We start from the raw sequence: 24,276 nt of genomic DNA, 5'->3' as shown, positions 1-24,276 counted from the left end.
TAAGTCAATTCAATAGGTTTTTTATTGAGATTTTATTTCAATAATTTCTTCTTCAGAAACAATTGCCCATTTTTTAAATGACTTTTTACAGGGATATCCCCCTGTTAAGTCTCCAAATGCAGGAAGATATAAAACTTTTTTTTTTATATCCATTGCAAAACACCTAAAAGATAATTTATCTCCTTTGCTTTTTAAATAGATTTTTGGATGATAATGTCCACAAATATTCAAGGTTTTATCATTTTCTAAATTAACTGGTTCATGGCTAAAAGTAATATTTTTAGTTTTTCTTGTATCAAATTTTTTTATATTTTTAATATCACAACCTATATCGTGATTACCGAGGACGAGTTCAACATTAGTTTTTAGAAGTTCAGGAAGATCCTCAACTTTTTTTTGAAGAGTTGTATCTATTGAATATTTGCTGTGGAATAAATCTCCCAATATTACTAACTTTTCAGGAGTATATTTTTTTACTATTTTTTTTATTCTTGCGAAATTGTTTTCATCTGAATTATTAGTAAGAGGTAGACCATTTTTCTGAAAATACTCAGCTTTTCCAAGATGAATATCGCATATTAACAACTCTTTTGTTTCCGGTAGAAATAATGCTCTAGAAGGAAGCATCTCTAACAATGTATCTTCCCAACAAAATTTAAAAGAACTTTTTATCATTTAATCACTATATTTTTTTATAAGTTTTTCTACTCTTTTTTCTATTGGTTCATTGCTTAAAGTATTTTTAAGTCTTTCAACTAACAAAGGGAAAGCGAAAGGCGTTGGAGCTTGTATCTCGTTAATTAGCATTTTTAAATTTTTTAATCGTTCTAATGATCTAGATATTCTTTTATTTTCTAATTGATATTCTTTAACTTCTTGATGTGATTGTTTTATCAAAAGATGGTCTTCTTCATATTTAGTAAAGACATCGTAGAAAAGACTTGAACTTATTTGAAGTTGAGAGGAGTTTTTTGTTTTGGTTGGATTATTTTGATTTACAAGTCCACTTATTTGGGCAATATTTTTAAATCTACGTTTTGTTAATTCTGAAAAATTAATTGCATTTTCTAGATCCTCTTCTAATTTTTTGTTATCCAAAAAGTAGTCAGCTTCTTTTTTTAGTATTGAAAAATCATAATCTTCTGATGTAGTTAAGCCGAATCCAAAATCATTAGTAGTAATACTAAATGTAGATTGTTTTAATTTTGCAAATCTTAATGCCCATAGAAATGCAATTCCTTCATTTACAAATTTTCCATCAAGTGTAAAAACAAAAAGATTTGATAAATCTTTGGTTTTATATATTTCTATAAGAAATTCATCTTTCTTTGGAATATTTGAAAGAACTTTTTGTTTCTTCAATATTGGGCGTAATGAATTTAGTTCAGGATTTAAGTAATCAGAATTTTCTAATTCATTGCATATATCTATTTCTTTTCTCAAACTCTCACAAAGTAGATCAGAAATTGCCATTTGACCCCCAACCCATGCAGGAATAAGAGAACTTTTTTTTGTTGATTTTTTAACGTATAAAATCATATCTCTAATTCTTACAAATTGGAGCATTTTACCGGCAAAGTAAAATGTATCGCCAGGATTTAATTTTGAAGCAAAATTCTCCTCTAAATTACCTAAGGATTTACCTTTCATATATTTAACATTTACAAATTTGTCACTTGTAATTGTCCCAATATTAAACTTATGCATTCTTATTAAAGATTTGTCTTTTACATAATATTTAAAGTTTTCATTATTATTTGGTGATTCTTCTTTAACTATCTTTTTATATTTTGGGTATGCTTTAAGACATTTTCCTCCATATTCTAAAAAGTCAAGACACCAATTCCAATCTTGATCTTTTAGGTTTCTATAACTCCAGCAATTTTTAATTCTTTCTTTCTCAATTTTTGGATCAAAGCCATTTCCGCATGCCAAACTTATTAGATGTTGTAGAAGAACATCATAAGATAATTCAGGAAGTCTAATTTCTTCAGATATACCACTTTTTATTATTCTTCTCATTGCACTAATTTCTAATAACTCCAAAGAATTAGTAGGCATAAAAATTATTTTTGATTTTCCGCCTGGTCTATGAGCACTTCTTCCCGCTCTTTGGATAAGTCTAGCTAAATTTTTTGCACTACCAATTTGAACAATTTGATCTACAGGTTGGAAGTCAACCCCTAAATCTAATGAGCTGGTGCAAACCACCAATTTTATTAATCCGTCTTTAACCCCTTCTTCAACTCTTTTTCTATCATCTTTATCTAGTGAGCCGTGATGAAGTGCTATTTTGTCTTCCATCTCTGGGAGAAAAAATTTAAGACATTGATACCATCTTTCAGATTGATTTCTTGTATTGGTGAATAATAAGGTGCTTTTATTCTTATCTAGGATTTTTAAAAGTGAAGAATGACTTCTAATACCAAGATGACCACTCCATGGAAAGGTCGTTTCCTCCTCTGGCAAAACACTTATAATTTCTATCTCTTTTTGAATATTTGTACTTATAATTTTGGGTTTAATAGAGCCCATCCCAACTATTGCTCTTGCTGCTTCTTCAATATTTCCAATAGTTGCTGACATTGCCCAAATTTGTAAATTTTTTATATTACCTCTTAGCCAACTTAAAGATAACTCGCACTGGTTTCCTCTTTTACTACCCATTAATTCATGCCATTCGTCAATAATTATTGATGACAACTCTTTGAACAAATTATTAGATTCCTTACTAGAAAGTAAAAGAGATAAAGACTCTGGTGTGGTAATAAGAATATTAGGTGGTTTAGCTAGTTGCTTTTTCTTTTCATATGGGGTTGTATCCCCATTCCTAATTTCAACAGTGATTTCTTTATTAAAATGTAAAGCTGCTAATTGAATGGAATTTTTTAAATCTCTAGTTAGAGCTTTTAAAGGTGTTATTAATAATATATTCACACTTTTATTATTTTTGGGATCTTCTATTTGTGATAAAGGTCCCATTAATGCAGCATAAGTTTTGCCGCATCCAGTAGGAACTTGTATTATTCCATTCTCTCCATTTAAAAATGCTTCCCAAGATTCGATCTGGTAGGGTAATGGCTCCCATCCATTTGAGTAGAAAAACCGTTTAATTTTAGAAATTAAATTATTTTGCTTACTATTTTGTTTACTATTTTGCGTAATATTTTTCATGATATTTTTTTCATCAGTTCATAAGCATTCTCTAGACTATCTGCATCATTGATTTTTTTATCTTTTCTCCATTTTGTTATTCTTGGAAATCTCACTGCTATGCCAGACTTATGACGTTTTGAAATTTGTATTTTCTCAAAAGATATTTCGAAAACCATTTCTGGTTTTAATGATCGAACAGGACCAAATTTTTCTATTGTATTTTTCCTTATCCATTTATCTAGCTCTTTAATCTCAATATTCGTTAAACCAGAATATGCACTTGCAAATTTAATTAATTCTTCGTCTTTCCATAACGCAAAACTGTAATCTGTGTAGAGACCAGCTCTTCTACCGCTACCGCCCTTAGCGTAAATTAGAACAGCATCCAGTTGCATAGGATCAACTTTATATTTCCACCAAATACCTTTTTTTCTACCAGAGGAGTATATAGAAGTCTTTTTTTTAATTATTAATCCTTCAGTATTATTTTCTCTAGATTTTTCTTTATAAGTTAAAGCATCAGGCCAATCATTAGGAAAGATTAAATCACATATTTTAAAAATATCAGAGATATTATTCTCAATTTTATTTTGCCATTTTGAAAAATATTTTTCTAACTCAATTCTTCTGTTTTCTAGTTTAATTTCTCTTATATCCCTTCCATTGATCTCTAAAAGATCATAAGCAATAAAAATAATTGGATATTTAATTTGGATTGATCTAGTAGGAGATTTTCTATTTATTCTTTTTTGAAGTAAAGAAAAATCAGAGGCAATTTGTTCTTTAAAATTCCAAACTAATAATTCCCCATCAAGAACAAAATCATCTTTTATATGGGACATTTTCTCTACTAATTCTGGAAAAGATTCATTGACTAATTCTTGTCCTCTTGTCCATAACGAAACATTGCCTGACCTTTTAATTAATTGCAGCCTTATACCGTCGTATTTCCATTCAAATTGAAAATCATTTATTGAATTTTTGAAGATTTTATCTTCAATAGTATTCGCTAGAAGAAATGGAAATGGTTTGGAATTTAATTCTTCAAGATTGATTTTCCTATTAATTAAAAATTCATATGAATCAATTGAAGGCTTGAAATTACCCATCAATCTATGAGAAATAATTTCCTCATCAATATTAATTAGTTTTGATATTGATTTTGTAATTAATCCTGTAGAGACTCCTACTCTAAAAGTGCCTGTAAGAATTTTGTTGAAAATTAAATGGTAATCTTCAGGTAATCTTTCCCAAATATTTTTAATTTGTAAATTTTTTTCCTCCTCATTAAGTTTTGATAAATCAGGTATTGTTTTGCTTAGTAATTCATTGAGACTTATATTTGATAATTCCTTTTTTCTGGAAGTATTTTTATTTTTAAGTAATAACGTTATTACCTCAGCAGAATCACCAACTTTTAAATAGCATGTATCAATTAGCCATACAGGATATTCATATATTTGTGAAAAAAGATTTTTTAAATATCTTCCACTAATAAATCTCTTATTACTTTTGCCAGTAAGTAAATATATTGCCCATGAATTATCTATTGGATCATTAGAAAAAAAATAATTCTTTAAAACTTCAATTTTATTATTTGTACTGTTACTTGAATCTAAATCTACAAATAATTCTGAAAACTTTTTTAAGCTCATATTTATTTACCGAAGAAAAGAACATTTATTGATTCCTTTTCAACTAAATATTTACTTATGGCTTCACTATCTCCATGATGAAAAAATACATTTTTTGCTCCGGACTTTTTTACTACTTCCAGAATTCCATCCCAATCTGCATGATCAGATATTGCGAACCCTTTGTCATATCCTGATCTTTTTCTTAGAGCCCTTATTGACATCCATCCACTCGCGAAAGCTGTTTGAATATTTTTGAAATTTTTCAGATAAGAGCCCTTACTCAGAGATGGCGGTAATAATATTAAACTTCCTTTGAGTTCATCAATCTTTTTTTTATTTTCGATTTTTATAGTATCTTTAATATTAATTCCAAGTTTTTTATAAATATTGTTCATTTTATGAATACTGTCATGGGAATAAATATTGCCTTTAAAATTTGTTTGACTTATTTCGTTTAACAATCTCTGAGCTTTTCCTAGTGAATAGCAGAAAAGTAAAGAAGTTTTTTCTGGTGAATTAGTTATCCATTTTGAAATATCATTTGCTATTTTATTTGTTTCATCCCACTTAAATATAGGTAAACCAAAAGTACATTCACTTATTAAATAATCAGTTTTTACTATTTCACATTGTTTGCAAGTCTCATCTTTTTGCAGCTTATAGTCACCTGAAATTAGCCATTTTTCTTCAGCAAAAATAAATCTTATTTGACTAGATCCAAGGATGTGACCAGATGGATGAAAAGAAATATTAATGCCATTTATCTTAAATTCTTCTCCATATTCATAAGACTTAATTTTGATATTATCTCCAACTCTTTCTTTAAGAAGTATCGCGGTTTCTTTTGTAGAAATGTATTCTTCACAGCCAAATGTAAAGTGATCAAAATGAGCATGAGTTATTAACGCCTTTTTTACTGGCTTGCTTGGATCAATCCAAATATCAGCAAGTTCACAATAAAGATTTCCATCTTTATATCTAATTAAATATTCTTGTTGAGTTCTCAAAACTAGATCTCTTACAATGAAGTTAATTTAGCTAATTATGCCCAGGCTTGTTTTGATAAAGCTATGGCTGAAATTGTTAGTAAAGCAATAACTACAAATTTATTACTCCAATTAATCATGAATGAACTGATTTTTTTTAAAGAAACTCTATTAGATGGCACAATATTTTGCTGATTCAGAATGTGACGATTCTCATTGTTTTTTAAGTAATTTAAATTTTTAATCTCATTTATTAATTTAGATTCGCAAGTTGAGAGTTGTTCTACTTGATTTAATAAATCAATATCTTCAGGTCTTAATAAAGAATTTAATTCTTTAATTTGCTTTTCGTTTTTCACAAGAAATTCATTAACGATCTCATCTGTTCCTAATCCTTTCTTTAAATTTAAAAGAATATCATCTCTTTCCCAGGATTTTTCAAGAGAATTTAAAATTTTGATTATACTCATTTTAAGTATTTTTACTTATAATAAATTATTATTTTTTTCTTCTGTGGCTTACTTCTTTAAGTAATTAGAAAAAATTATTATTATTTAAGATTTGCGAATAAGTCTGTTTGCAAAATATTTTATCTTCACCTCTTCTAAAATTTTTTTAGAACTGCTTTTGGTTTTAACTTTATTTAAGTTGATCACTTCATCGGACACATTTTTGCCCGTTTCAAAATAACTTTTAATTTTTTTTAATTCTTCTTCATTTAATCTTTTTGTCGCCCCTTTTGCGTTGATTCCAAGTTTCTTGCAGGCTAATAATATTCTATTACTTCCGACATTGAGATCTTTGGCAATACTAAAAATAGGAGTGTTGATAGACATTATTTTTTTACCATGTAATTTATTATTTATACTATATTTATAAGTTAGAAATTAAATATATTTTTAACTATTATTAATTTCAAAATTTTTTTTAAATTAGGCTACTTCATCTTCGAAATTATTTAAATCATTAAACTTCTTCTTCATGGTTGGATTATTTCTAGTTAATTTTTTTACTGTCAAATCTTGAGATTTGCTGTCAGCAGACAAAAGATGTTTTTTCGAAAGAATTAAAGCTTCTTTGGTTTTTTGTAAATGGGTTATTGATTTATCAATTTCTGAAATTGCATCATTAAATCTATCCTGGGCAAGTGAAACATTTTTACCAACTGCATTTTTGAATTGCTCAAGAGTACTTTCAAAATTAGTTATGTCGTAATTCTCTCGTCTCATTAAATCAATTTGCGATTTGTATTTTAAGGTTTCCATAGATGCATTTCTTAGCAGAGAAATGATGGGTAAGAAAAATTGCGGTCTTATGACATACATCTTTGGAAATCTATAAGACACGTCTACTATTCCTGCATTATAAAGTTCACTATCTGGTTCTAGAAGCGATACGAGCACTGCGTATTCACAAGATTTTTGCCTTCTATCTTTATCTAATTCTTTTAAAAAATCTTCGTTTTTTCTTTTATTAGTTCCATTTAAACTTTCATTCTTCATTTCAAACATTATTGATACTACTTCTGTTTTATTATCATCAAATTCTCTAAATATATAGTCCCCTTTACTTCCAGTAGAGGCATCATTATCCTTTTCGAAATATGAGTTTTTAAACGCAGACGCACGATTAAGATTAAATTGAGTTTCGCAATGGATTTCTAAGGTTTCCCCTACCATCTTTGTAGATAATCTAGACTTCATCTCTCTTAATTCCTGAATAGTCAGGTCCCTTTCACTAATTTTGCTTTTAAACTTTTCTTCAATTAATTTTTCATTAATTGAATGTTCAAGTTTCATCTTTTCAATGCAATTTGTTAATGAAGAGTTTTCTTTTTCTAAATTATTAACAGCTTCACTTACTTTGTTTTTTAATGATAATTCTGAAATCATTGACTGGGTTTTGATTTCATCCTTCAGCTTGACTAATTCATTATTCAATGAATTGATTTTATTTGTTGCTTGATTTTTTAAATCATTGAGGGCATTTGTTTTCTTTTCATCAGCTATTTTTAATTTAGATTCAAGAGTTTGGATCTCAGACTCTTTAATGCGATTTTGCTCTATTAATTGTATTTTTAACTCACGTTTTAAAATTTCCAAAGCTTTTTTATTATCTTCTTCAGCCAAGGTAAGTCTTTCTTTTATTTGTTTGTTAAATTCTTCGTCTTTTATCTGAAGAAGTATTTCTTCAAAGCTGCTGGGATCAATTCGGAAAGTTTTGCCACATGAAGGACATTTAATATCTTTCATTTTTTAATTACAAAATTAATATTTGAAATGATTTAATATTCTAATTATTTAAAAGGAATATTATTCTTGACTAAGAATAAACAATGATTCAGTTTTATGCATTAAAAAATAAAATAAATACTTAATGGAGGTTATATTAATCCAGATTTTTTAAGAATATTAATCTTGTTAGCTAATTCAATATCTGCAGATGATATCGAGCGATCTAATTTTTTGTTGGAAGAAATAGTGTAACCACTATCATCAACAAATTCATCTTCTCCATCTTTTAAATGAATATTCTCATTTTGAGTTTCTCTATAAATATCAGGTTTGTATAAATTTGATTTATTTGTATTACTATATCCAAAATTTGCAATTCCTCTGGCATCTAATGCTTCCTCGACCAATATTCCAACAACTTTAGATCTGCTAATTGATTCGCTTGTAGATATTTCATCAATAATTTCTAGTACCCTTTTTCTGGGAAGATATCCTATTCTTTTAACTTTATTTTCCATAAGATTTTACATATGTCATTATTGTAACATTTCTGTCAAATAGCTTTAGATTCTCTTTTATTTAAAAAAGTTTTAAAATTTGGTATGAATAAAAGTATAATTTTAAGGAATCTTTAAAGAAAGTTATTTCTTTAAAAGATATTGGGATAGTTTTACATGCTTTCTCCCATTACTTTTTTTGTAGTTATTTCAAGATTTTAAAATCTTTTTATTCTAAATTGCAAAACTTATGAAAGATAAACTTTATGACAATGCTGACAGCTTTGCGATGTCATTTGATGAGGAATGGAAGAAAATTGATTGTGAGGATTTGAAATTAAAAATAGATAGAGTATTTGAACATTTATCTAATCATCCTTTTCTAGTTTCTAATCCAGAAAATGCAAGAAGAATGGCAGAATTTAGAATATTTTCATTAAAAAAATTTCAATAATTATTTTATTTTTTTGGAATTGATTATTAACATTTAATCATCATTATTTGAGATTTACATATTTGGCGAATTAAAAAAACCCTTGCTGTACAAAAATATCGTTATACCAATTATTGGCCCTAATCCAAATATAAAAAGAACTAATTTTGCAGAATTTTTTGTTTGACCTAATTCTTGATTGTTTTTATTTGATTTGGGTTGAATTTTTTTAGATTTTTTCTTTTTCATGTAAGTTATATTACTACATCAAAACTTTCATAATTTTTAAAACTCATATATTTCTTTGATATAAATAAATTTTTCTCGTAATCACAAAATATCGATATTGTATAATATAAGTAACGAAAAGCAAATATGAGTGCAACTAAAAGAGAGGAAGTAAGTTCTCATCTTAGATATATAAGGTTAGAGCTTAGGGAGATGCATCAAATGCTTATAAAAGAAGATTTATTACCAGATCTAAATCATGCAAAGGAAGTACTAGCTCAACTTGATGCTTTGTTGGATTTATTGACTGATAAAAGAGTAAAGAAGATAGAAACTTAATTTAATAAATTTTAAATTATACGAATTAACTATAGATAATTAGATGCAGATTCAATCTTTTTGCGATTATCATGCATTTGTTCTAATTTTACGTAAATTTCTTTAATTTGTATTTGTATTAGATCAGTTGAGCTAATGTTGCTTAAAGCATCCATTGCTGATAGAAGACTTTCCTTAGCTTCTATTAAATGTCTACATTCTTTACTACCTGCTTCGTATGACATAGATTTCTATAATTGAATTTATTATCACAAATATAAAAAAAAATGTTCAGTATTGCTTGATACTCTTATCAAATAAAAGCATTTTTTTGTAATTAACAATACATAATAAATAATTTTTTTTACTAAAATTTTAAAAAAACTAATGCAAAAAGATTCCAAAGATTATGAATTCTGTATTAATTTAGCTTTAGATAATGCAAAAAAAAGAATTACTCTCTTAGATAACTCTGATAAAAAATGTGTTTTAGAAGAATATAGGGAATGGATCAATGACGGTTTAACAATGCATACAGTTTTATTGCTTAGAGAGGACCCAATTATCTAATGTTGATCTAAGAACTATTTTTAATCTTTAGCATTAGAAGTAACCCTAAATAAAAAATAAAGGCTTAAGATAAAAATAATTATCAAAATAATTGTTATAGAAGAGAAATTATACATAATTATCCCTACTTGATCATTTCAACTATAACATTTCAATTGATATTTACTATTGATTAAATTTCTTTAAAAAGTGACAAAACAAATTTCTTTAAATCTTCTTTTTCTAAATAGATTTCTTTAGTCTTATATTCCTTTAGTTTCTCAAAAATTGAATCAACTAAATATACTGCTTTTGTATTCATTATACTTAATTACTTTTCTAATAAATAAATTTTCTCTTCACCAATTTTATCTGGCTGCGTTATTTTACATCCTTTATCTTTTTCCATATCACAATCTTTTGAAGCAGGAACAGATTTCCAAGTGCAAATTTTTTCTTGAGAATCTTCTTTTAAGATTATCCATCCATCATCTAAATAATCTGAAATCCCATCATTTCCACAAGAAAACTTTATTTCCATTCTTTTCTTTTCAGAATAATTATTATCGTTAATATTTTCTCCAGAATTAATTATTTGAGATTCTTTATTGATGGATGTTTTACATGAACTTAGGAAAATTGAAATTAAAATTATTTGTGATAATTGCTTAATTCTTTTCATTCTTTTATCTTTTGATAATTATAAATTATTTAAAGTATAGTTTATTTTGATTCTATTAATATTAATAGTTGATCCATTTTATTAATCAATTTTTTTATATCATTTGGCTGAGGTAATATCAATTCTTTAGTAACTTCTAAATGCATTTTCTTTAAGTTTTGCCTCAAATCCTTTAAATGCATTTTTACATATTCTTTCTTTTCTCTTTTATCAGTCATAGTATTAAAAATTAAATTTTTAAATTTTCAATTTCATAAATCTCTTCGCCGCCATAACAAAAATTTGTAGCTAACATTTTTAATTCTCGTTTGTTAATTTCCATTATATTTTTATTTTTAATAATATAGCTCTTAGCTATAGCTTCGCAATCCAATTTGTTTTTTGTATGTTTAATAACTGGATAAAAATATGCCAAAATAATAAATGCAAAAAAGATGATCATTAATGATTTTTTTTCAGTTTTAATTAACTCTTTGGTTTCCTTTCTGGTTTTTAGGATTTTTATTAATAACTTGTCTGGCAATCCTATTTGAACAAATAATAACTCTACCCACCATGGAAGGTCTTTTCTTTTTTTTCTCTTTGAGCTTTCTGAAGTACTCATTTTATTAAATTCATAGTTTTGGTTTTTAACCTCTTTGAGATTACTTTTTCCTTTTTTATTCATATCATCGAATAATTTATTTGGAATCTAGAAGTTTTATTTTGATATGGAAACTATATTTTTATTTTATAAGTTTTAATTTAATTTATCTATGAATTTGAGTATTGTAAATTTGTACTGAAAATAAAAGTTGTTGTTAATGCCAAAAAAAAGAAGGAAGTTAAATAAAGATTTTGAGAAAAAATTACATTCATCAAAAAAAAATGTCGAATTAGTTTTAGCAAAAATCTATGATATTGATGATGAAGATATACAAAAAGAATATTTTAGCGCATTCAACGGGGTGGTTTGCATATACGAGCATTTAAAAGAAGATTACGAACAGCAAGGATTTAAGGATGATTCAGAACAACTTCTGAAAGATTATGATAGTGCCTTTAAACTTTTTGAATCAGAATTTGAAATTTAAATTGAAATTACCTTTTATATGGTATTACTGGGATCTCAATTAAATTACCTTTTTGTAGATTGTACCTTTTCTCTTTTAGAATTTTTATACAAATTGTTTTCCTCTTTTGTGTTTCGCAGATTTTTTTTATTTTGTTATCAGTGAGTGAGAATGATTTATTATCAATTAATAATAAAGTAAATATAAATAAAGAGATATTTATTGCTAATTTCATTTGTTTATTTTTATATGAATTTTAATAACCTATTTTGAAATTAATTTCTATTGTAAATATCTATTATTTGTTTTAATTGATCTTTACTTAAGTCTGTTGAAATAAAAACTTCTTGTGCTGTTTTACCCTTTCTCGCTATAGCTTTGTATCCGTTTATAGTTTTAACTGATATCCTTATTATTAATTTAGAAGATCTTCCTTTTACCCTTGAGATCACAGCGGGGGTTATTGTCTTGATATTTATGTTTAAAGCTAACTTCTGAAGAATAGGAATTAAACCCTCGATATTTGAACTGTGGTTTAAAACTAACCTACCCAATTTAAATTTTTTTTTTATTATATTTAAATTTTTTTGTTTCCGAGAAGTTAACTTTTGCTTAGGAATGATTAAATATTTTTGAAGTTCTGTTATATTTAAATAAGTGATTTATATCAAATGATCTTTCAGATAGGATGGGCTGCGTTAGCCGCAATTTTTACTTTTTCAATTGCAATGGTTGTTTGGGGGAGAAATGGTGACGGTTCGATTGATATATGATCTCATTTTTAACTGATGAAATCTATTTAAGTAACTTTCTAATATTAATCTCTTTCGTTTTACTGATATTTATAACATTAGCTGTAATTTATATATCTTATGTCTCTTGGAAAGATAAAAGAAGATTGAAGAAATAAATAATATTCTTTTTAATCTTTTTTCTTATCTTTTATTTTTAGTTCTTCAATTAATTCTTTTGCTTGTTCCATTCTTGATATGGTACTTTTGTAGATCCCTATATCTTTTTCAGCTTTAATGGTAGATAAGTTTAACTTTTGAAAAAAATCTGAAACGATCTTATTTGTATCTGATTCTTTTTTCTCTTTAATATCTTGCGAGTTAATTATTATTAAATAAATTCCTAGATTCAATATCCTGGAAGGATAAAGTTTGGAATTACCTTTTTCTTTAATTAATTTCAATATATCTTTAGATGATTTATCCTTAAATTCCTTTTGAGTTTTTTGAGATATTTCCTTAATTTCCTTCGCTTCAAAATTTGTAGAACTACATAGGGATTCAAAAAGGAGATCCAAATGTTTTTCAGGTTTATATCCTTTTGTTAATTCTTTGAATGTTTCTTCGAGACCAACACAAAAAAGATAATCTTGTGTAAATTCATTTTGATGATTTAAAAGATTAAGTTCGACAAGCATTTCATCAATTATCCTTTTATATAAACCAGGAATAACGTATGGGAATTGTTCATGAAATAACTTTTTGCTATCGGAAACAGTCAAATTTTCTTTCAATTTTTTTATATGTAAACCTTAATAAGGTTAGCGTATGTTGACTCAATATCGTTAGTATCTAATAAACAGATAAATATTATTATGATCCCTTTAGTTTTAGAAGAATCTGGCGGCAGTGAAAGAGTCTTTGATATTTATTCGAGATTATTAAGAGAAAGAATAATCTTCTTAGGAGAACAAGTTACTAGTGAAACTGCTAATAGAATTGTTGCTCAATTATTATTCCTTGAAGCAGAGGACCCAGACAAAGATATATATATGTATATAAATTCTCCAGGAGGATCTGTCTATGATGGGTTGGGCATCTTTGACACAATGCAGCATGTTAAGCCTGACATCCATACAGTTTGTGTAGGATTGGCAGCAAGTATGGGTGCATTTTTGCTCGCTGCAGGCACTAAAGGTAAAAGAAGCAGTCTAAGACATTCAAGAATTATGATTCATCAGCCTCTTGGAGGTGCTAGAGGTCAAGCTAGTGACATAAGAATTCAAGCAGATGAAATTTTGTTCTTAAAAGAGAGACTTAATACTGAATTGTCTGAAAGAACTGGAAAGGATTATGACACAATTAAACAAGATACTGATAGAGATTTTTACATGTCTCCAAACGAAGCAGTTGAGTATGGATTAATTGATTCGGTATTAGATAAGAAACCTGTTAAAGTCTAGCTTAATAATTGAGGAGTTCTTTCTTTATTGGGAATTTTGGTGAACTTGGAAAGAATACTCACAAATTCTTCGCCGTCTAAAGTTTCCTTTTCTATTAATAAATCTACTATTTTATCCATTGCTTCTCTATTGTTGCTGACTATAGCGTAGGTTTCTTTATAACATTCCTTGACCATTACTCTTACACTTTCATCTATTTGTTTAGAAATTGAGTCGGAAACTTCACTTCTAGTCATTAAATCTCTACCAACAAAAACTTCTTGGTTACCACTTTCTAAAGCTATCGGACCTAAATTACTCATTCCAAATCTAGTTACCATTTGACGAGCCATAGAAGCAACTTGTTGGAAATCACCTCCCGCTCCTGTTGTAATCTCACCTTTTCCAAAAACTACATCCTCAGCAGCTCTTCCTCCTAAAGCGCCCATTATTCTGGCTTTTAGCTGAGCCCTGCTAATAAGGGTTTGTTCATCGTCTGGAGTAAACCAAGTTAATCCTTTAGCCTGACCCCTTGGAATGACGGTCACTTTTTGAACAGGATCATGTGCTTTTACTAGTGAACCTATTAGGGCATGACCGACTTCATGATAAGCAATTAATCTCTTGCTTCTACCATCTGTTAGTGGAGAACCTTCCATTCCTGCAACAATCCTATCTACAGAATCGTCTATTTCTGAGATGCTGATAGAATCTTTTCTTCTCCTGGCGGTTAATATAGCAGCCTCATTTAATAAATTTGCTAAATCTGCTCCAGTAAAACCTGGTGTTCGTCTCGCAATGCTTTCAAGTGTTAAATCTTCTTGAAGTTTCTTATTCCTAGCATGAACCTCTAATATTGATAGTCTGCCCTTAATATCAGGTGCATCTACTGTTACCTGTCTATCAAATCTCCCAGGTCTCATTAAAGCTGAGTCTAGAACATCGGGTCTATTTGTGGCTGCTATTATAATTATCCCACTATTACCTTCAAAGCCATCCATTTCAGTAAGTAATTGGTTGAGAGTTTGTTCTCTCTCATCATTACCTCCACCAATACCAGCTCCTCTTTGTCTTCCGACAGCATCGATTTCATCAATAAAAATTAAGCAAGGACTATTTTCTTTAGCTCTTTTGAAAAGATCTCTTACTCTACTTGCACCAACACCAACAAACATTTCAACAAATTCAGAACCTGATAATGAGAAAAATGGTACACCCGCTTCACCTGCAATTGCTTTTGCTAGAAGAGTTTTACCAGTACCAGGAGGACCAACCAATAAAACGCCTTTTGGAATCCTTGCTCCTACAGAAGTAAATTTTTCTGGCTTTTTTAAAAAAGTAACAACCTCTTGTAGATCCTGTTTGGCTTCATTAACCCCTGCAACATCATCGAAAACAACTCCTGTTTCAGCTTCCATTGCAAATCTGGCCTTTGTTTTACCAAATTGCATTGCTTGACCAGGACCTCCAGGCATACCATTCGATCTACGAGCTAATAAAATTAAACCTCCAATCAAAATAGCTGGGAAAAGTAAATTACCCAAAATTCCCAAGGCAGGAGGGGCTGTTTTAACAGGATGAACATCAAAACTAATTCCCTCATTTTTTAATGTATTTATAAGTTCTGGGGTTAAGCCGGGAAGGTCTACACGCAACCTTTGAACTTTATTATCTAAATCTGAATCTACTGTCTCTATAACCGCATTTCTACCACCTTCAAAAATATCAACAGAGGTAACTCTACCGGAATTAATGTAATCTAAAAATCTGCCGTAACTAACTCTTGCTACCGCAGAGTTTCTTGGTGCGACAGTAGTCCCATTAGATTTTAGTGAATCAACATTGCTTGAAGATAAAAATTGGTAGGAAAGTGCTATTACTAAAAGTATAGGTAAAGCCCATAATATTAATGTTTTAAATTTTTGATTCATTAATTTGTCGATAATCAATGCAGAGATTCTAGAATGAATCAGTGCATTTCGTTGATATTTTCTCTAACTTTATGCTTATACTACTGTTGAATGTATCCAAAATTATAAATGAAATTTGAGATCAACGATAAGGTTAAGTTGATTGCTCCAGTCTCTTACTTAAAGACTTCAGATAATATGCCTATGTTAAGACCACCTGATCTTGTTGCAATCGATGAAGTTGGAGAAATCCTATCAATCAAATCCCCAGATACTGTTGAAGTAAAGTTTAGAAGAGGTTCGTTTTTAATCGACATTAATAAGATTGAAAAAAATTAACTCAAAAGTTTTTTTTCCACCTTTTAGAAATTTCTAAACATATTTCTTCATTGCCAGAAATGCTTAAAAATGGTTTTGAAAAATACTTATTTACTATTTTAAAAATATCTAGCGATGATATTTCCTCTATTTTTGTATGTAAATCAACTTCGGAATTAGGTAATATTCCATAACTAATTAATTGTATATCTCTCTGTAAAATTTCATCTAGTGATTGATTTCCCAAGAGAAAAGAACCTTTTAGTTTTTCTTTTGCTAAAAATATTTCAGCATCAGTCAATGGATTAGAGATTAAATTTTTCCATAGATTTGTTAAAAGTTCAAAAGCAAAAAGGGCTTGTTTATTGGATACTGATAAATAAATTAAAAATGGGGCATTTCCACTCCTGATAGGATAATAAACACCTAAATCGTAAGTAATACCATGTTTTTCTCTAAAAAGTTTAAATAAAGCAGCGCTCATTCCATAAGATAAATATGACTCCAAAACTTTAAGAGGCAAATACTCATTACTTCTTCGAGAGCAAGTTTGGTCCCCCATCATTATTATTGTTTGATTTGAATTATTATTGATGTAATCAAATCTATTTATAGGACTTAAATTATTATTTACACGTACTGATTTCTCTTTTAGGATTATTTTTCCTAATGTTCCAATATCTTCTCCATTTATTTCGTGATTATTTGAAATTAAATACTTTTCTCTATTTTTGAAATTTTTAAACTCAAGTAGGACATCTTCATATGTAATCTTTAAGACATCATTTTCAACGCCAATTGTGTTGAAAGCATAGGGATGATTTGAGTAAACAATTTTTCTCCATTTTTCAAAACAGATATTGAACGGATTCTCTTTATTTCTTTTAATGTTATCAATAGAAGATTTTTTTACTTTTTTAAATTCAGTTTCTGAAAGAATTGGCTTATTAATCACTAAATCTAATAAGGGAGATAATTTGCAGAAATATTCATTTAGGCATTTAATGCTAATTGATATACCATCTTCAAATACTTCTTGATTTAATTCTGCTCCATAGGATTCAATATAATCGGCGAAAGTGAAATTATTAAAACCTTCGCATCCTCTGGTAAGTAATGAACAAAGAATCTTATTTACCCCTTTTTTGTTGGTGCTATCCATGTCACTGCCCCCTTTAATCCAAATAGAAGCTATTGAAAAATTTCTCTTTTTGTTATCTATAAAATATTTTTTTAACATTAACTAGGAGAGGCAAGTAAGGTGAATTTGTCTCCATCTATATATTTTGTTATCTCTTTGAAATTATCCAATTCATTCCAATATTTTAAATTATTTTCTAAATTATCGATTGAAGATTCTCTACCCCAAAGCAATTCATTACCAAAGAATGAAGAAAGCTGTGTGGATGTCTCTAAATTAAAAATATAATTACTTTTTACAATATTTATTGCTTTATTTATTTCATCCAAAGTTAAGTCATTAAAATTTGAAACTTCATCTAATATTCTATTGATTTGTTTTTCTACTAAGAAAATATCTTTGGATTCACAACTTGCTTCCACTATAAATAATCCAGCTAATTCCCCAGCGTTCACATCAACATATACTGACTCAACAAGATTACTATCTTCTTTTAAAGATTTTACTAACCTGCTGTTTCTTCCTACAGAGAGTATTGATGCTAATATCTCAAGTCCAATAATATTTTTTTGATCATTTAGGTTTGGGATTAACCATGCCATAAAAATTCTTGAAAATTCTAAATTGTCAAACTTAATTAACTCTCTACCATTCCTGATTTTTGAAATAGGATTATTTTTTTTTAGATTTATTGGATTTGAATCTTGATAATTGAAATTTTTATATATGTCAGATAGGTCACTTTTTTCAAAAGTTTTATAAATTTCCTTTGAAAGACAACCAGCTATTGCAATACAAATTTTATCGGTAGTGTAATGTTTTCTATGAAATTTCTCAAGGTCACTTATCTCTAAGTTTTTAATACTATTTTCACTTCCCAGAATCGAATTTGCATAATTTGGAATTAGCCAAACCCTTTTCAAAAAATAATTAAATAATCTTTCCTCAGGCTGATCATTTTGTTGTTTTATTTCATCAATAACAACCCCTTTTTCTTTTATAAATTCATCAGGATTAAAATTTGGAGAAACGACAATATTTGTCAAAAGAGCAAGTGATTCTCTAAAGTTACATGGTGGAACTAGGACGTGGTAATGTACATCATCATAACCTGTTGAAGCGTTGCTTAATCCGCCAAGTGATTCAATTTTATAATCAAATTCGCCTGGCATTATTTTGTTAGATCCTTTAAAAATCATATGCTCTAGAAAATGAGCAGTGCCGTTTTTATCAACTTCCTCAAATGATGAACCTGCTTTGCACCAAATATCAATGCTTATAAGCGGTAATTCTTTATTATCCACAAACACACATTTAGTTTTGCTTGAATGGGTATAGTAGTTAACGACTCCTACATTCATTTAAAACCTCTCTTTAAACTCTATTTTGGTACTTTTTAGCCTTGTTGTCTGAATCTTTTACTAAAACAAAATTAAAAGACCCTCTTATTTTGGACTTGTTACAAAATATCAGAGATCATAGATCCATGCTTGAGGAGCTTGAGAGTATAAAAATCGATCCAAATTTTACTAATATAATATCTAACGAAATAGGTAGAGAACTTTATATTGAAAATGAATTTCATAAAGCAAAAGGATTTAGAAAGTTACATATCGAAGTAGCAGAATTTTCAAAGAACCTTAAGATTTTACACTGCGTTTTTTTCCCTGATCCAAAATTTGATATTCCGATTTTTGGGATGGATTTAGTAAAAATAAATGATATTGTCTCTGCTGCTATTGTTGATTTGTCACCAGCATCTCGAAATCAAGGTGTTAAATATGAAAAATCTCTTTCTGAAGTTGATAAAAGTTCTTTCACTTCATTGAGAGAAATTCCTAACTGGGGGGAAATTTTTTCTAAAAATGTATTTTTTGCTTCTTTAAAAAGCACATCTGAAAAAAATGATTTTTGCAGAGTTGTTAAAGAATACCTTACTATTTTGATCAAATTAAGTAAAGAAACTAAACCTGATTTTAAGGAGGATATTATTAAAGAGAGAATGGATTATCAAAAAAATTATTGTGTGCAACAGATGAAAAATGAAAAGACAAGCATGGTTCTTTTAAAATATTTTGATGAAAAATGGGTCAAGAAATATATAAAAACAGTGCTCTTCGATTTTTAATGAAATTAAAAACATTTAAAAATTTATTTATTTATTTATTATTATTTTCACCATTAACTCTTGGGATCATTTCCTGTACTAGCAAAAATTCAGATTCAACATTTAAAGAGGAAATAAATTCAGATATTATTCCTACTATTGCAGCTGTCGCCGCACTCGGTCAACTTTCCCCTTCGGGAGAGGTAAGGCAATTGGCTGCTCCAATAACTCAGTTTGGCTCATCCCCTCGAGTTGTACAGATTTTGGTAAATGAGGGTGATTTTGTGAAAAAAGGAGATATTCTCGCAATTTTTGAAAATAGAGAAAAGTTAATTTCTGATCTTGAAAGAAATGAAAATTTAATTAATAACATTAACGATGAAATTACCCTAAAGAAAGATCAAATTCAAAGGTATGAGTCAGCTTTGAGCAAGGATGCATATTCTTTTGTACAGTTTTCGCAGAGAAAAGATGAATTACTAAAATTACAAAAACAAAAAATAAACCTCATGGGAGATCAAAAAAATATCAAGATAGATTTATTTAATTCAAAACTAAGGAGTCCAATTGATGGTTTTATCCTTGGAATAAACACGAGAGTTGGCGAGAGGCCAAAAAATGAAGGGATCTTGGAAATTGGTTCTAGTCAAAAAATGGAAGCCTTGATAGAGGTTTATGAATCTGATATCGACAGAGTCTTTATTTCTCAGAATGTTGAATTGATCAGTGAGAATGGTGGTTTCCAAAAAAGTCTTAAAGGAAAGGTAATTAGGATTAGTCCTCAAGTAAAACAAAGAAAAGTCTTGTCGACTGACCCAACAGGGGATGCTGATTCGAGAATTATTGAGGTACTAGTAAAACTAGATCAAGATTCAATAGATATCGTGCAAAATTATGCAGGAATGAAAGTGATTGCAAAATTTATTCCCTAATGAGTTTTTCTTTTTTAAAATTCAGAAAAATACCTTTAGCTTGGTTGTTATTAACTAGGCAACCATTGAGGCTTGCAGTTGCCATAGCAGGAATAAGTTTTGCAGGGATTTTGATGTTTATGCAATTAGGTTTTAGAGATGGTTTATTTGACACGAGCGTAACTATCCATAAACTTTTAGATGCTGATCTTGTTTTAATAAGTCCTAGATCAAAAAGTTCTATAAGTATGAGTGGATTCCCAAAAAGAAGGTTGATACAAACTTTGGCATTAGAAGATGTTGAAAAAACTGCTCCCGTTAATCTAAATTATTTACTTTGGAGGAATCCCGAAAGTCTTAAGACTAGATCGATACTTGCATTAGGTTTTAATCCCTCCGATTCACTTCTTTTGGATGATGGATTCGCAAGGAAAGCTTATAAATTGAGAAATCCATCAAGAGTTCTTTTTGACAAACTATCTAGACCTGAATTTGGACCAATTGAAGAATGGTTTTTATCAGAAAAAAAAGTTGAGACTGAGGTCGCTGGGAAAAGAGTAATTGTTGAAGACCTTGTAGAGTTGGGACCATCTTTTGGAGCAGATGGTAATTTGATAACTAGCCGAGAAACCTTCTTAAGACTTTTTCCTGCTAATCCTCCTGGAAGTATAGAGATTGGTTTGGTAAAGCTAAAAAAAGGATCTGATCCTGAATTGATTTCAAGAATATTAAATAACTCACTTCCAAATGATGTTCGAGTTCTTACAAAAAATCAATTTATAGATTTTGAGAAGGATTATTGGAAAAATAGTACTGCAATAGGTTTTATATTTAGTTTGGGAGCATTGATGGGTTTCGTTGTAGGGTGTGTTGTCGTTTATCAAATACTTTATAGTGACGTTACAGACCATCTCCCAGAGTACGCCACCTTGTTGGCAATGGGGTATAGACTTAAATCGCTTTTCTTTGTAGTAGCTAGAGAGGGTTTTTTGTTGGCATTATTTGGTTATTTACCTGCTTATTTCTCTGGTCAAGTTCTTTACTCAGTAATAAGGAAATCTACCAAACTCCCAATAATAATGGATGCAGACAAAACGATTTTAATTTTCGTATTAGTTTTAGTAATGTGTATGGGATCTGCTGCTGTTGCGATGCGTAAACTAGTTGACGCTGATCCTGCTGAAATTTTCTAATAATTAAACATAAATGGTTAAAGCTAATAAATTAAAAACCAATGTTAAAAACTTTAAAACAGTTTCAATAAATAATTTGAGTCATTTTTATGGAAAAAATGAGAATAAAAAACAAGTTCTTAATGACGTTAATTTAAATATTGATAAAGGAGAGTTGGTTCTCTTAAAAGGACCTTCTGGATGCGGTAAAACAACTCTCTTAACCTTAATTGGGGCCTTGAGAACTTGTCAAAGTGGAGATTTAACTGTATTAAGTAATCAATTAAATGGTGCATCAAGGAAAACGCGTCAGATTCTTAGAAGAAGTATTGGAATGATCTTTCAAGGGCACAATCTTCTGAGATGTTTAACAGCAGAACAAAATGTTCAAATGGGTGCCGATTTAATAAAAGGTTTAACATATTTGCAGAGACGTGAAATAGCTCGTAATTGGTTGTCAGCAGTAGGACTAGAAGAACATCATAAAAAGTTGCCAAATGACTTATCTGGTGGGCAGAAACAAAGAGTAGCAATTGCTCGAGCTTTATCTGCTAACCCAAAACTTTTATTGGCTGATGAGCCCACTTCTGCTTTAGATAGCGTCACAGGAAGAGAAATAGTAACCCTTTTAAGAAAACTAGCAAAAGAGCAAAATTGTTCTGTACTTATGGTGACCCACGATCCGAGAATTTCTGATATGGCGGATAGGATATTAAATATGGAGGATGGTAAAATATATTAGTGCTCATAGTGAGCTAATATAATCTAAAGTTAAAAATTTCATGTCTAAGAGAAGGAATCTAAAAAAAGAAAAGCAGGATCGTAATAGAGCGTATGCTAGAAAATTCAAAAAAAGGAAATTAAGAACTGATGGAAGACCTGAGGGTGGAAACGTTACAGGTACACTTAATAATGGCGGTGCAGCTGATTAGGGGATATTTTTTATTTTTATCTTTTTTGAGTTCAATATACTATGCATATTTAAGTCCTGATCATGAATGTAAGTATTATTATACCGACTTACAATCGATTACCTATATTAAAGAAATGTCTCGCTGCGCTTGAGAATCAAAAATTAAATCCAAATTTAAGTAATTATGAAGTTTTAGTAGTTGATGATGGATCTACTGATGGAACAAGCTCATGGATAAATAAAAATAAAGCTAATCTCCCACACGTGATTCTCTTTCAGCAAGAACATGGAGGACCTGCGCTGGGAAGAAATCTTGGTGTAATTAAATCAAAATATGAAATCATTATATTTATTGATAGTGATCTTATTGTTTTAGATAATTTTATAAATTGCCACGTTGATAAATTACTTTCCTATTGGAAAAAAAATGATAAGAAATGTTTTACCTATGGCTCTGTGGTCAATACATCTAATTTTCTAAATCCCCAGAGTGAAAAACATAAAATAATGGACACTTCTTTTGCTTACTTCGCTACTGGGAATGTTGCGATATCAAAAGAATTGATTTTAAGGGCAGGTTTATTTGATACCTCTTTTAGTCTTTATGGCTGGGAGGATTTAGAACTTGGAGAAAGATTAAAAAAAATTGGGACAAAATTAATTAAATGTCCTAATGCAGTTGGTTTTCATTGGCATCCACCATTTAATTGCGAACAAATAGATTCATTAATAGCTCAAGAAAAAGAAAGGGCAAAAATGGCTTTGGTTTTTTATAATAAACATCCAAATTTAAGGGTTAGATTTATGATTCAATTAACTCCTCTTCATAATTTGTTTTGGAAAATTCTTTGTTTGGGGGGATTAATCAGTATTGATAGAATTCTACCTTTATTAAAATTACTAGTAAATATAAGAAGAAATAGACTTGCACTTGAAATACTTAGGATCCCTCTAAATATGATTTACATTAAACAATTAAGTAAATCAAGGTAAAAGCTTTTATAAATACGCATCACTTGCTAGAATCAATGAAATCCAAATTCACACATCTGACAGTTTCGGGTGATTTAGTAATATAAATTCCCCGTCAGATGGAGGCTAACCCGAAACCCTTTTAAATTATGGCTGTTGTATCACTATCGGAAATGATGGAAGCTGGTGCTCATTTTGGGCATCAAACTAGACGTTGGAATCCCAAGATGTCTAAGTATATTTATTGCGCAAGAAACGGAGTTCATATTATTGATCTTGTGAAAACAGCATTGTGTATGAACAATGCGTATAAATGGACAAGAAACGCAGCAAAAAGTGGTAAACGTTTCTTATTCGTCGGTACAAAAAAACAAGCATCAGATGTAGTAGCTCAGGAAGCTACTCGATGTGGAGCTGCATATGTAAATCAAAGATGGCTTGGAGGGATGTTGACTAATTGGACAACAATGAAAGCTAGGATTGAAAGATTAAAAGATCTAGAAAGAATGGAAAGTAGTGGTTCAATAGCAATGAGGCCTAAAAAAGAAGCTGCAGTTTTAAGGAGAGAACTTGAAAGATTACAAAAATATTTAGGCGGACTTAAGGGTATGAGAAGATTACCTGATGTAGTTGTTTTAGTTGATCAGAGAAGAGAATCTAATGCAGTACTAGAAGCCAGAAAATTAGATATCTCATTGGTATCAATGTTGGATACAAACTGCGATCCGGATTTGTGTGAGGTTCCCATTCCATGTAACGATGATGCCGTTAGATCTGTTCAACTTATTTTAGGAAGGCTTGCAGATGCTATTAATGAGGGCAGAAAGGGTTCTAATGCTGAAAGAAAAAATTAAATTACACTTTAAAATTTACTAATTACTTTATTA

At 29.3% G+C, this 24,276-nt stretch carries 33 protein-coding genes; 14 read left to right on the top strand and 19 right to left on the bottom strand.

Going from position 1 to position 24,276, the window contains the following annotated elements; all coding sequences use genetic code 11:
- Positions 1-21: 21 nt before the first annotated feature.
- From pdeM to EV01_RS02000, 8 genes are all read right to left on the bottom strand, one after another.
- Entirely contained in the window at positions 22-675 is a 654-nt protein-coding gene (pdeM, locus tag EV01_RS01965) for a ligase-associated DNA damage response endonuclease PdeM (RefSeq protein ID WP_032516938.1), read from the bottom strand.
- Complete coding sequence (locus EV01_RS01970) at positions 676-3,174, bottom strand: ligase-associated DNA damage response DEXH box helicase (RefSeq protein ID WP_032516939.1); 2,499 nt, start codon at positions 3,172-3,174, stop codon at positions 676-678.
- A complete protein-coding gene (locus tag EV01_RS01975) occupies positions 3,171-4,811 on the bottom strand; it encodes an ATP-dependent DNA ligase (RefSeq protein ID WP_032516940.1) in 1,641 nt (546 codons plus the stop codon). Before EV01_RS01975 ends, EV01_RS01970 begins: the two co-directional genes overlap by 4 nt.
- A 2-nt stretch (positions 4,812-4,813) precedes the next feature.
- Entirely contained in the window at positions 4,814-5,800 is a 987-nt protein-coding gene (locus EV01_RS01980) for a ligase-associated DNA damage response exonuclease (RefSeq protein WP_032516941.1), read from the bottom strand.
- Positions 5,801-5,835: 35 nt separating this feature from the next.
- Positions 5,836-6,249: a hypothetical protein gene (locus EV01_RS01985; RefSeq protein WP_032516942.1), complete on the bottom strand. Its 414-nt coding sequence runs from the start codon at positions 6,247-6,249 to the stop codon at positions 5,836-5,838.
- A gap of 84 nt (positions 6,250-6,333) precedes the next feature.
- Entirely contained in the window at positions 6,334-6,615 is a 282-nt protein-coding gene (locus EV01_RS01990; RefSeq protein ID WP_032516943.1) for a translation initiation factor IF-2 N-terminal domain-containing protein, read from the bottom strand.
- A gap of 96 nt (positions 6,616-6,711) precedes the next feature.
- Positions 6,712-8,031: a DUF2130 domain-containing protein gene (locus EV01_RS01995; protein WP_032516944.1), complete on the bottom strand. Its 1,320-nt coding sequence runs from the start codon at positions 8,029-8,031 to the stop codon at positions 6,712-6,714.
- Positions 8,032-8,162: 131 nt separating this feature from the next.
- Positions 8,163-8,531, bottom strand: coding sequence for a hypothetical protein (locus EV01_RS02000; protein ID WP_032516945.1), 369 nt, complete (start codon positions 8,529-8,531; stop codon positions 8,163-8,165).
- A gap of 229 nt (positions 8,532-8,760) precedes the next feature.
- On the opposite strand from EV01_RS02000, the gene EV01_RS02005 reads away from it, so the two are divergent.
- Positions 8,761-8,964, top strand: coding sequence for a hypothetical protein (locus EV01_RS02005; protein ID WP_032516946.1), 204 nt, complete (start codon positions 8,761-8,763; stop codon positions 8,962-8,964).
- 54 nt (positions 8,965-9,018) lie between these two features.
- Here the strand turns inward: EV01_RS02005 and EV01_RS09895 are convergent, their stop codons facing one another.
- Positions 9,019-9,192 carry a hypothetical protein gene (locus EV01_RS09895; RefSeq protein ID WP_193741452.1) on the bottom strand — a complete coding sequence of 58 codons (174 nt, stop codon included), beginning with the start codon at positions 9,190-9,192 and terminating at the stop codon, positions 9,019-9,021.
- A 126-nt stretch (positions 9,193-9,318) separates the two neighbouring features.
- Between EV01_RS09895 and EV01_RS0109155 the strand changes: the two genes are divergently transcribed.
- A complete protein-coding gene (locus tag EV01_RS0109155; protein WP_032516947.1) occupies positions 9,319-9,510 on the top strand; it encodes a hypothetical protein in 192 nt (63 codons plus the stop codon).
- 29 nt (positions 9,511-9,539) lie between these two features.
- On the opposite strand, the gene EV01_RS02010 is transcribed toward EV01_RS0109155, so the two are convergent.
- A complete protein-coding gene (locus EV01_RS02010; RefSeq protein ID WP_032516948.1) occupies positions 9,540-9,734 on the bottom strand; it encodes a hypothetical protein in 195 nt (64 codons plus the stop codon).
- Positions 9,735-9,876: 142 nt separating this feature from the next.
- On the opposite strand from EV01_RS02010, the gene EV01_RS02015 reads away from it, so the two are divergent.
- Positions 9,877-10,059: a hypothetical protein gene (locus EV01_RS02015; protein ID WP_032516949.1), complete on the top strand. Its 183-nt coding sequence runs from the start codon at positions 9,877-9,879 to the stop codon at positions 10,057-10,059.
- Between the two features lie 172 nt (positions 10,060-10,231).
- Here the strand turns inward: EV01_RS02015 and EV01_RS10050 are convergent, their stop codons facing one another.
- From EV01_RS10050 to EV01_RS02025, 4 genes are read right to left on the bottom strand one after another with little or no spacing between them, the layout of a single operon-like run.
- The gene (locus tag EV01_RS10050) at positions 10,232-10,360 is read right to left on the bottom strand and encodes a hypothetical protein (protein ID WP_275040844.1); all 129 of its coding nucleotides are present in this window, start codon (positions 10,358-10,360) and stop codon (positions 10,232-10,234) included.
- A 9-nt stretch (positions 10,361-10,369) separates the two neighbouring features.
- Positions 10,370-10,720, bottom strand: coding sequence for a hypothetical protein (locus tag EV01_RS02020; RefSeq protein ID WP_032516950.1), 351 nt, complete (start codon positions 10,718-10,720; stop codon positions 10,370-10,372).
- Positions 10,721-10,761: 41 nt separating this feature from the next.
- Positions 10,762-10,938 (bottom strand): hypothetical protein, encoded by a 177-nt coding sequence (locus EV01_RS09890; RefSeq protein ID WP_193741451.1) that lies wholly within the window; start codon positions 10,936-10,938, stop codon positions 10,762-10,764.
- Positions 10,939-10,949: 11 nt separating this feature from the next.
- Positions 10,950-11,387 (bottom strand): hypothetical protein, encoded by a 438-nt coding sequence (locus tag EV01_RS02025; RefSeq protein WP_032516951.1) that lies wholly within the window; start codon positions 11,385-11,387, stop codon positions 10,950-10,952.
- Positions 11,388-11,523: 136 nt separating this feature from the next.
- On the opposite strand from EV01_RS02025, the gene EV01_RS02030 reads away from it, so the two are divergent.
- Positions 11,524-11,793, top strand: coding sequence for a hypothetical protein (locus EV01_RS02030; RefSeq protein WP_032516952.1), 270 nt, complete (start codon positions 11,524-11,526; stop codon positions 11,791-11,793).
- A 254-nt stretch (positions 11,794-12,047) separates the two neighbouring features.
- Here the strand turns inward: EV01_RS02030 and EV01_RS02040 are convergent, their stop codons facing one another.
- A complete protein-coding gene (locus EV01_RS02040) occupies positions 12,048-12,326 on the bottom strand; it encodes a DUF2103 domain-containing protein (RefSeq protein ID WP_032516954.1) in 279 nt (92 codons plus the stop codon).
- A gap of 117 nt (positions 12,327-12,443) precedes the next feature.
- On the opposite strand from EV01_RS02040, the gene petN reads away from it, so the two are divergent.
- Complete coding sequence (petN, locus tag EV01_RS0109150) at positions 12,444-12,545, top strand: cytochrome b6-f complex subunit PetN (protein ID WP_011376303.1); 102 nt, start codon at positions 12,444-12,446, stop codon at positions 12,543-12,545.
- 149 nt (positions 12,546-12,694) lie between these two features.
- On the opposite strand, the gene psb29 is transcribed toward petN, so the two are convergent.
- On the bottom strand, positions 12,695-13,297 hold the full coding sequence (gene psb29 / locus EV01_RS02045) for a photosystem II biogenesis protein Psp29 (RefSeq protein WP_032516955.1): 603 nt from the start codon (positions 13,295-13,297) through the stop codon (positions 12,695-12,697).
- Between the two features lie 78 nt (positions 13,298-13,375).
- On the opposite strand from psb29, the gene clpP reads away from it, so the two are divergent.
- A complete protein-coding gene (gene clpP / locus EV01_RS02050; RefSeq protein WP_275040847.1) occupies positions 13,376-13,966 on the top strand; it encodes an ATP-dependent Clp endopeptidase proteolytic subunit ClpP in 591 nt (196 codons plus the stop codon).
- On the opposite strand, the gene ftsH is transcribed toward clpP, so the two are convergent.
- Positions 13,963-15,876, bottom strand: a complete 1,914-nt coding sequence (ftsH, locus tag EV01_RS02055) for an ATP-dependent zinc metalloprotease FtsH (protein WP_032516957.1) — start codon at positions 15,874-15,876, stop codon at positions 13,963-13,965. The genes clpP and ftsH overlap by 4 nt on opposite strands.
- A 108-nt stretch (positions 15,877-15,984) precedes the next feature.
- On the opposite strand from ftsH, the gene EV01_RS0109145 reads away from it, so the two are divergent.
- The gene (locus tag EV01_RS0109145; RefSeq protein WP_032516958.1) at positions 15,985-16,194 is read left to right on the top strand and encodes an NAD(P)H dehydrogenase assembly family protein; all 210 of its coding nucleotides are present in this window, start codon (positions 15,985-15,987) and stop codon (positions 16,192-16,194) included.
- A 1-nt stretch (position 16,195) separates the two neighbouring features.
- Here EV01_RS0109145 and EV01_RS02060 read toward each other — a convergent pair whose 3' ends face one another.
- Positions 16,196-17,413 (bottom strand): M16 family metallopeptidase, encoded by a 1,218-nt coding sequence (locus tag EV01_RS02060; protein ID WP_032518593.1) that lies wholly within the window; start codon positions 17,411-17,413, stop codon positions 16,196-16,198.
- A complete protein-coding gene (locus EV01_RS0109140) occupies positions 17,413-18,675 on the bottom strand; it encodes a M16 family metallopeptidase (RefSeq protein WP_032516960.1) in 1,263 nt (420 codons plus the stop codon). The genes EV01_RS02060 and EV01_RS0109140 overlap by 1 nt, the downstream gene beginning before the upstream one ends.
- A 41-nt stretch (positions 18,676-18,716) precedes the next feature.
- On the opposite strand from EV01_RS0109140, the gene EV01_RS02065 reads away from it, so the two are divergent.
- From EV01_RS02065 to rpsB, 7 genes are all read left to right on the top strand, one after another.
- A complete protein-coding gene (locus tag EV01_RS02065; RefSeq protein WP_032516961.1) occupies positions 18,717-19,442 on the top strand; it encodes a phycocyanobilin:ferredoxin oxidoreductase in 726 nt (241 codons plus the stop codon).
- Positions 19,442-20,353 (top strand): HlyD family efflux transporter periplasmic adaptor subunit, encoded by a 912-nt coding sequence (locus EV01_RS02070; RefSeq protein ID WP_032517116.1) that lies wholly within the window; start codon positions 19,442-19,444, stop codon positions 20,351-20,353. The genes EV01_RS02065 and EV01_RS02070 overlap by 1 nt, the downstream gene beginning before the upstream one ends.
- Positions 20,353-21,525, top strand: a complete 1,173-nt coding sequence (devC, locus tag EV01_RS02075) for an ABC transporter permease DevC (RefSeq protein ID WP_032516962.1) — start codon at positions 20,353-20,355, stop codon at positions 21,523-21,525. Before EV01_RS02070 ends, devC begins: the two co-directional genes overlap by 1 nt.
- 13 nt (positions 21,526-21,538) lie before the next feature.
- Positions 21,539-22,246, top strand: a complete 708-nt coding sequence (locus EV01_RS02080; RefSeq protein ID WP_032516963.1) for a DevA family ABC transporter ATP-binding protein — start codon at positions 21,539-21,541, stop codon at positions 22,244-22,246.
- A gap of 40 nt (positions 22,247-22,286) precedes the next feature.
- Positions 22,287-22,436 carry a hypothetical protein gene (locus EV01_RS09540; RefSeq protein ID WP_152556187.1) on the top strand — a complete coding sequence of 50 codons (150 nt, stop codon included), beginning with the start codon at positions 22,287-22,289 and terminating at the stop codon, positions 22,434-22,436.
- 62 nt (positions 22,437-22,498) lie between these two features.
- On the top strand, positions 22,499-23,410 hold the full coding sequence (locus EV01_RS02085) for a glycosyltransferase family 2 protein (RefSeq protein WP_032516964.1): 912 nt from the start codon (positions 22,499-22,501) through the stop codon (positions 23,408-23,410).
- Positions 23,411-23,538: 128 nt separating this feature from the next.
- On the top strand, positions 23,539-24,243 hold the full coding sequence (gene rpsB, locus EV01_RS02090) for a 30S ribosomal protein S2 (protein WP_011818259.1): 705 nt from the start codon (positions 23,539-23,541) through the stop codon (positions 24,241-24,243).
- Positions 24,244-24,276 lie beyond the last annotated feature (33 nt).

The organism is Prochlorococcus marinus str. MIT 9401 (genome assembly GCF_000760095.1).
GTDB classification, from domain to species: domain Bacteria; phylum Cyanobacteriota; class Cyanobacteriia; order PCC-6307; family Cyanobiaceae; genus Prochlorococcus_A; species Prochlorococcus_A marinus_I.
The sequence above is the reverse complement of the archived record's forward strand: the minus strand, read 5'-3'. Positions and strand labels throughout refer to the sequence as shown.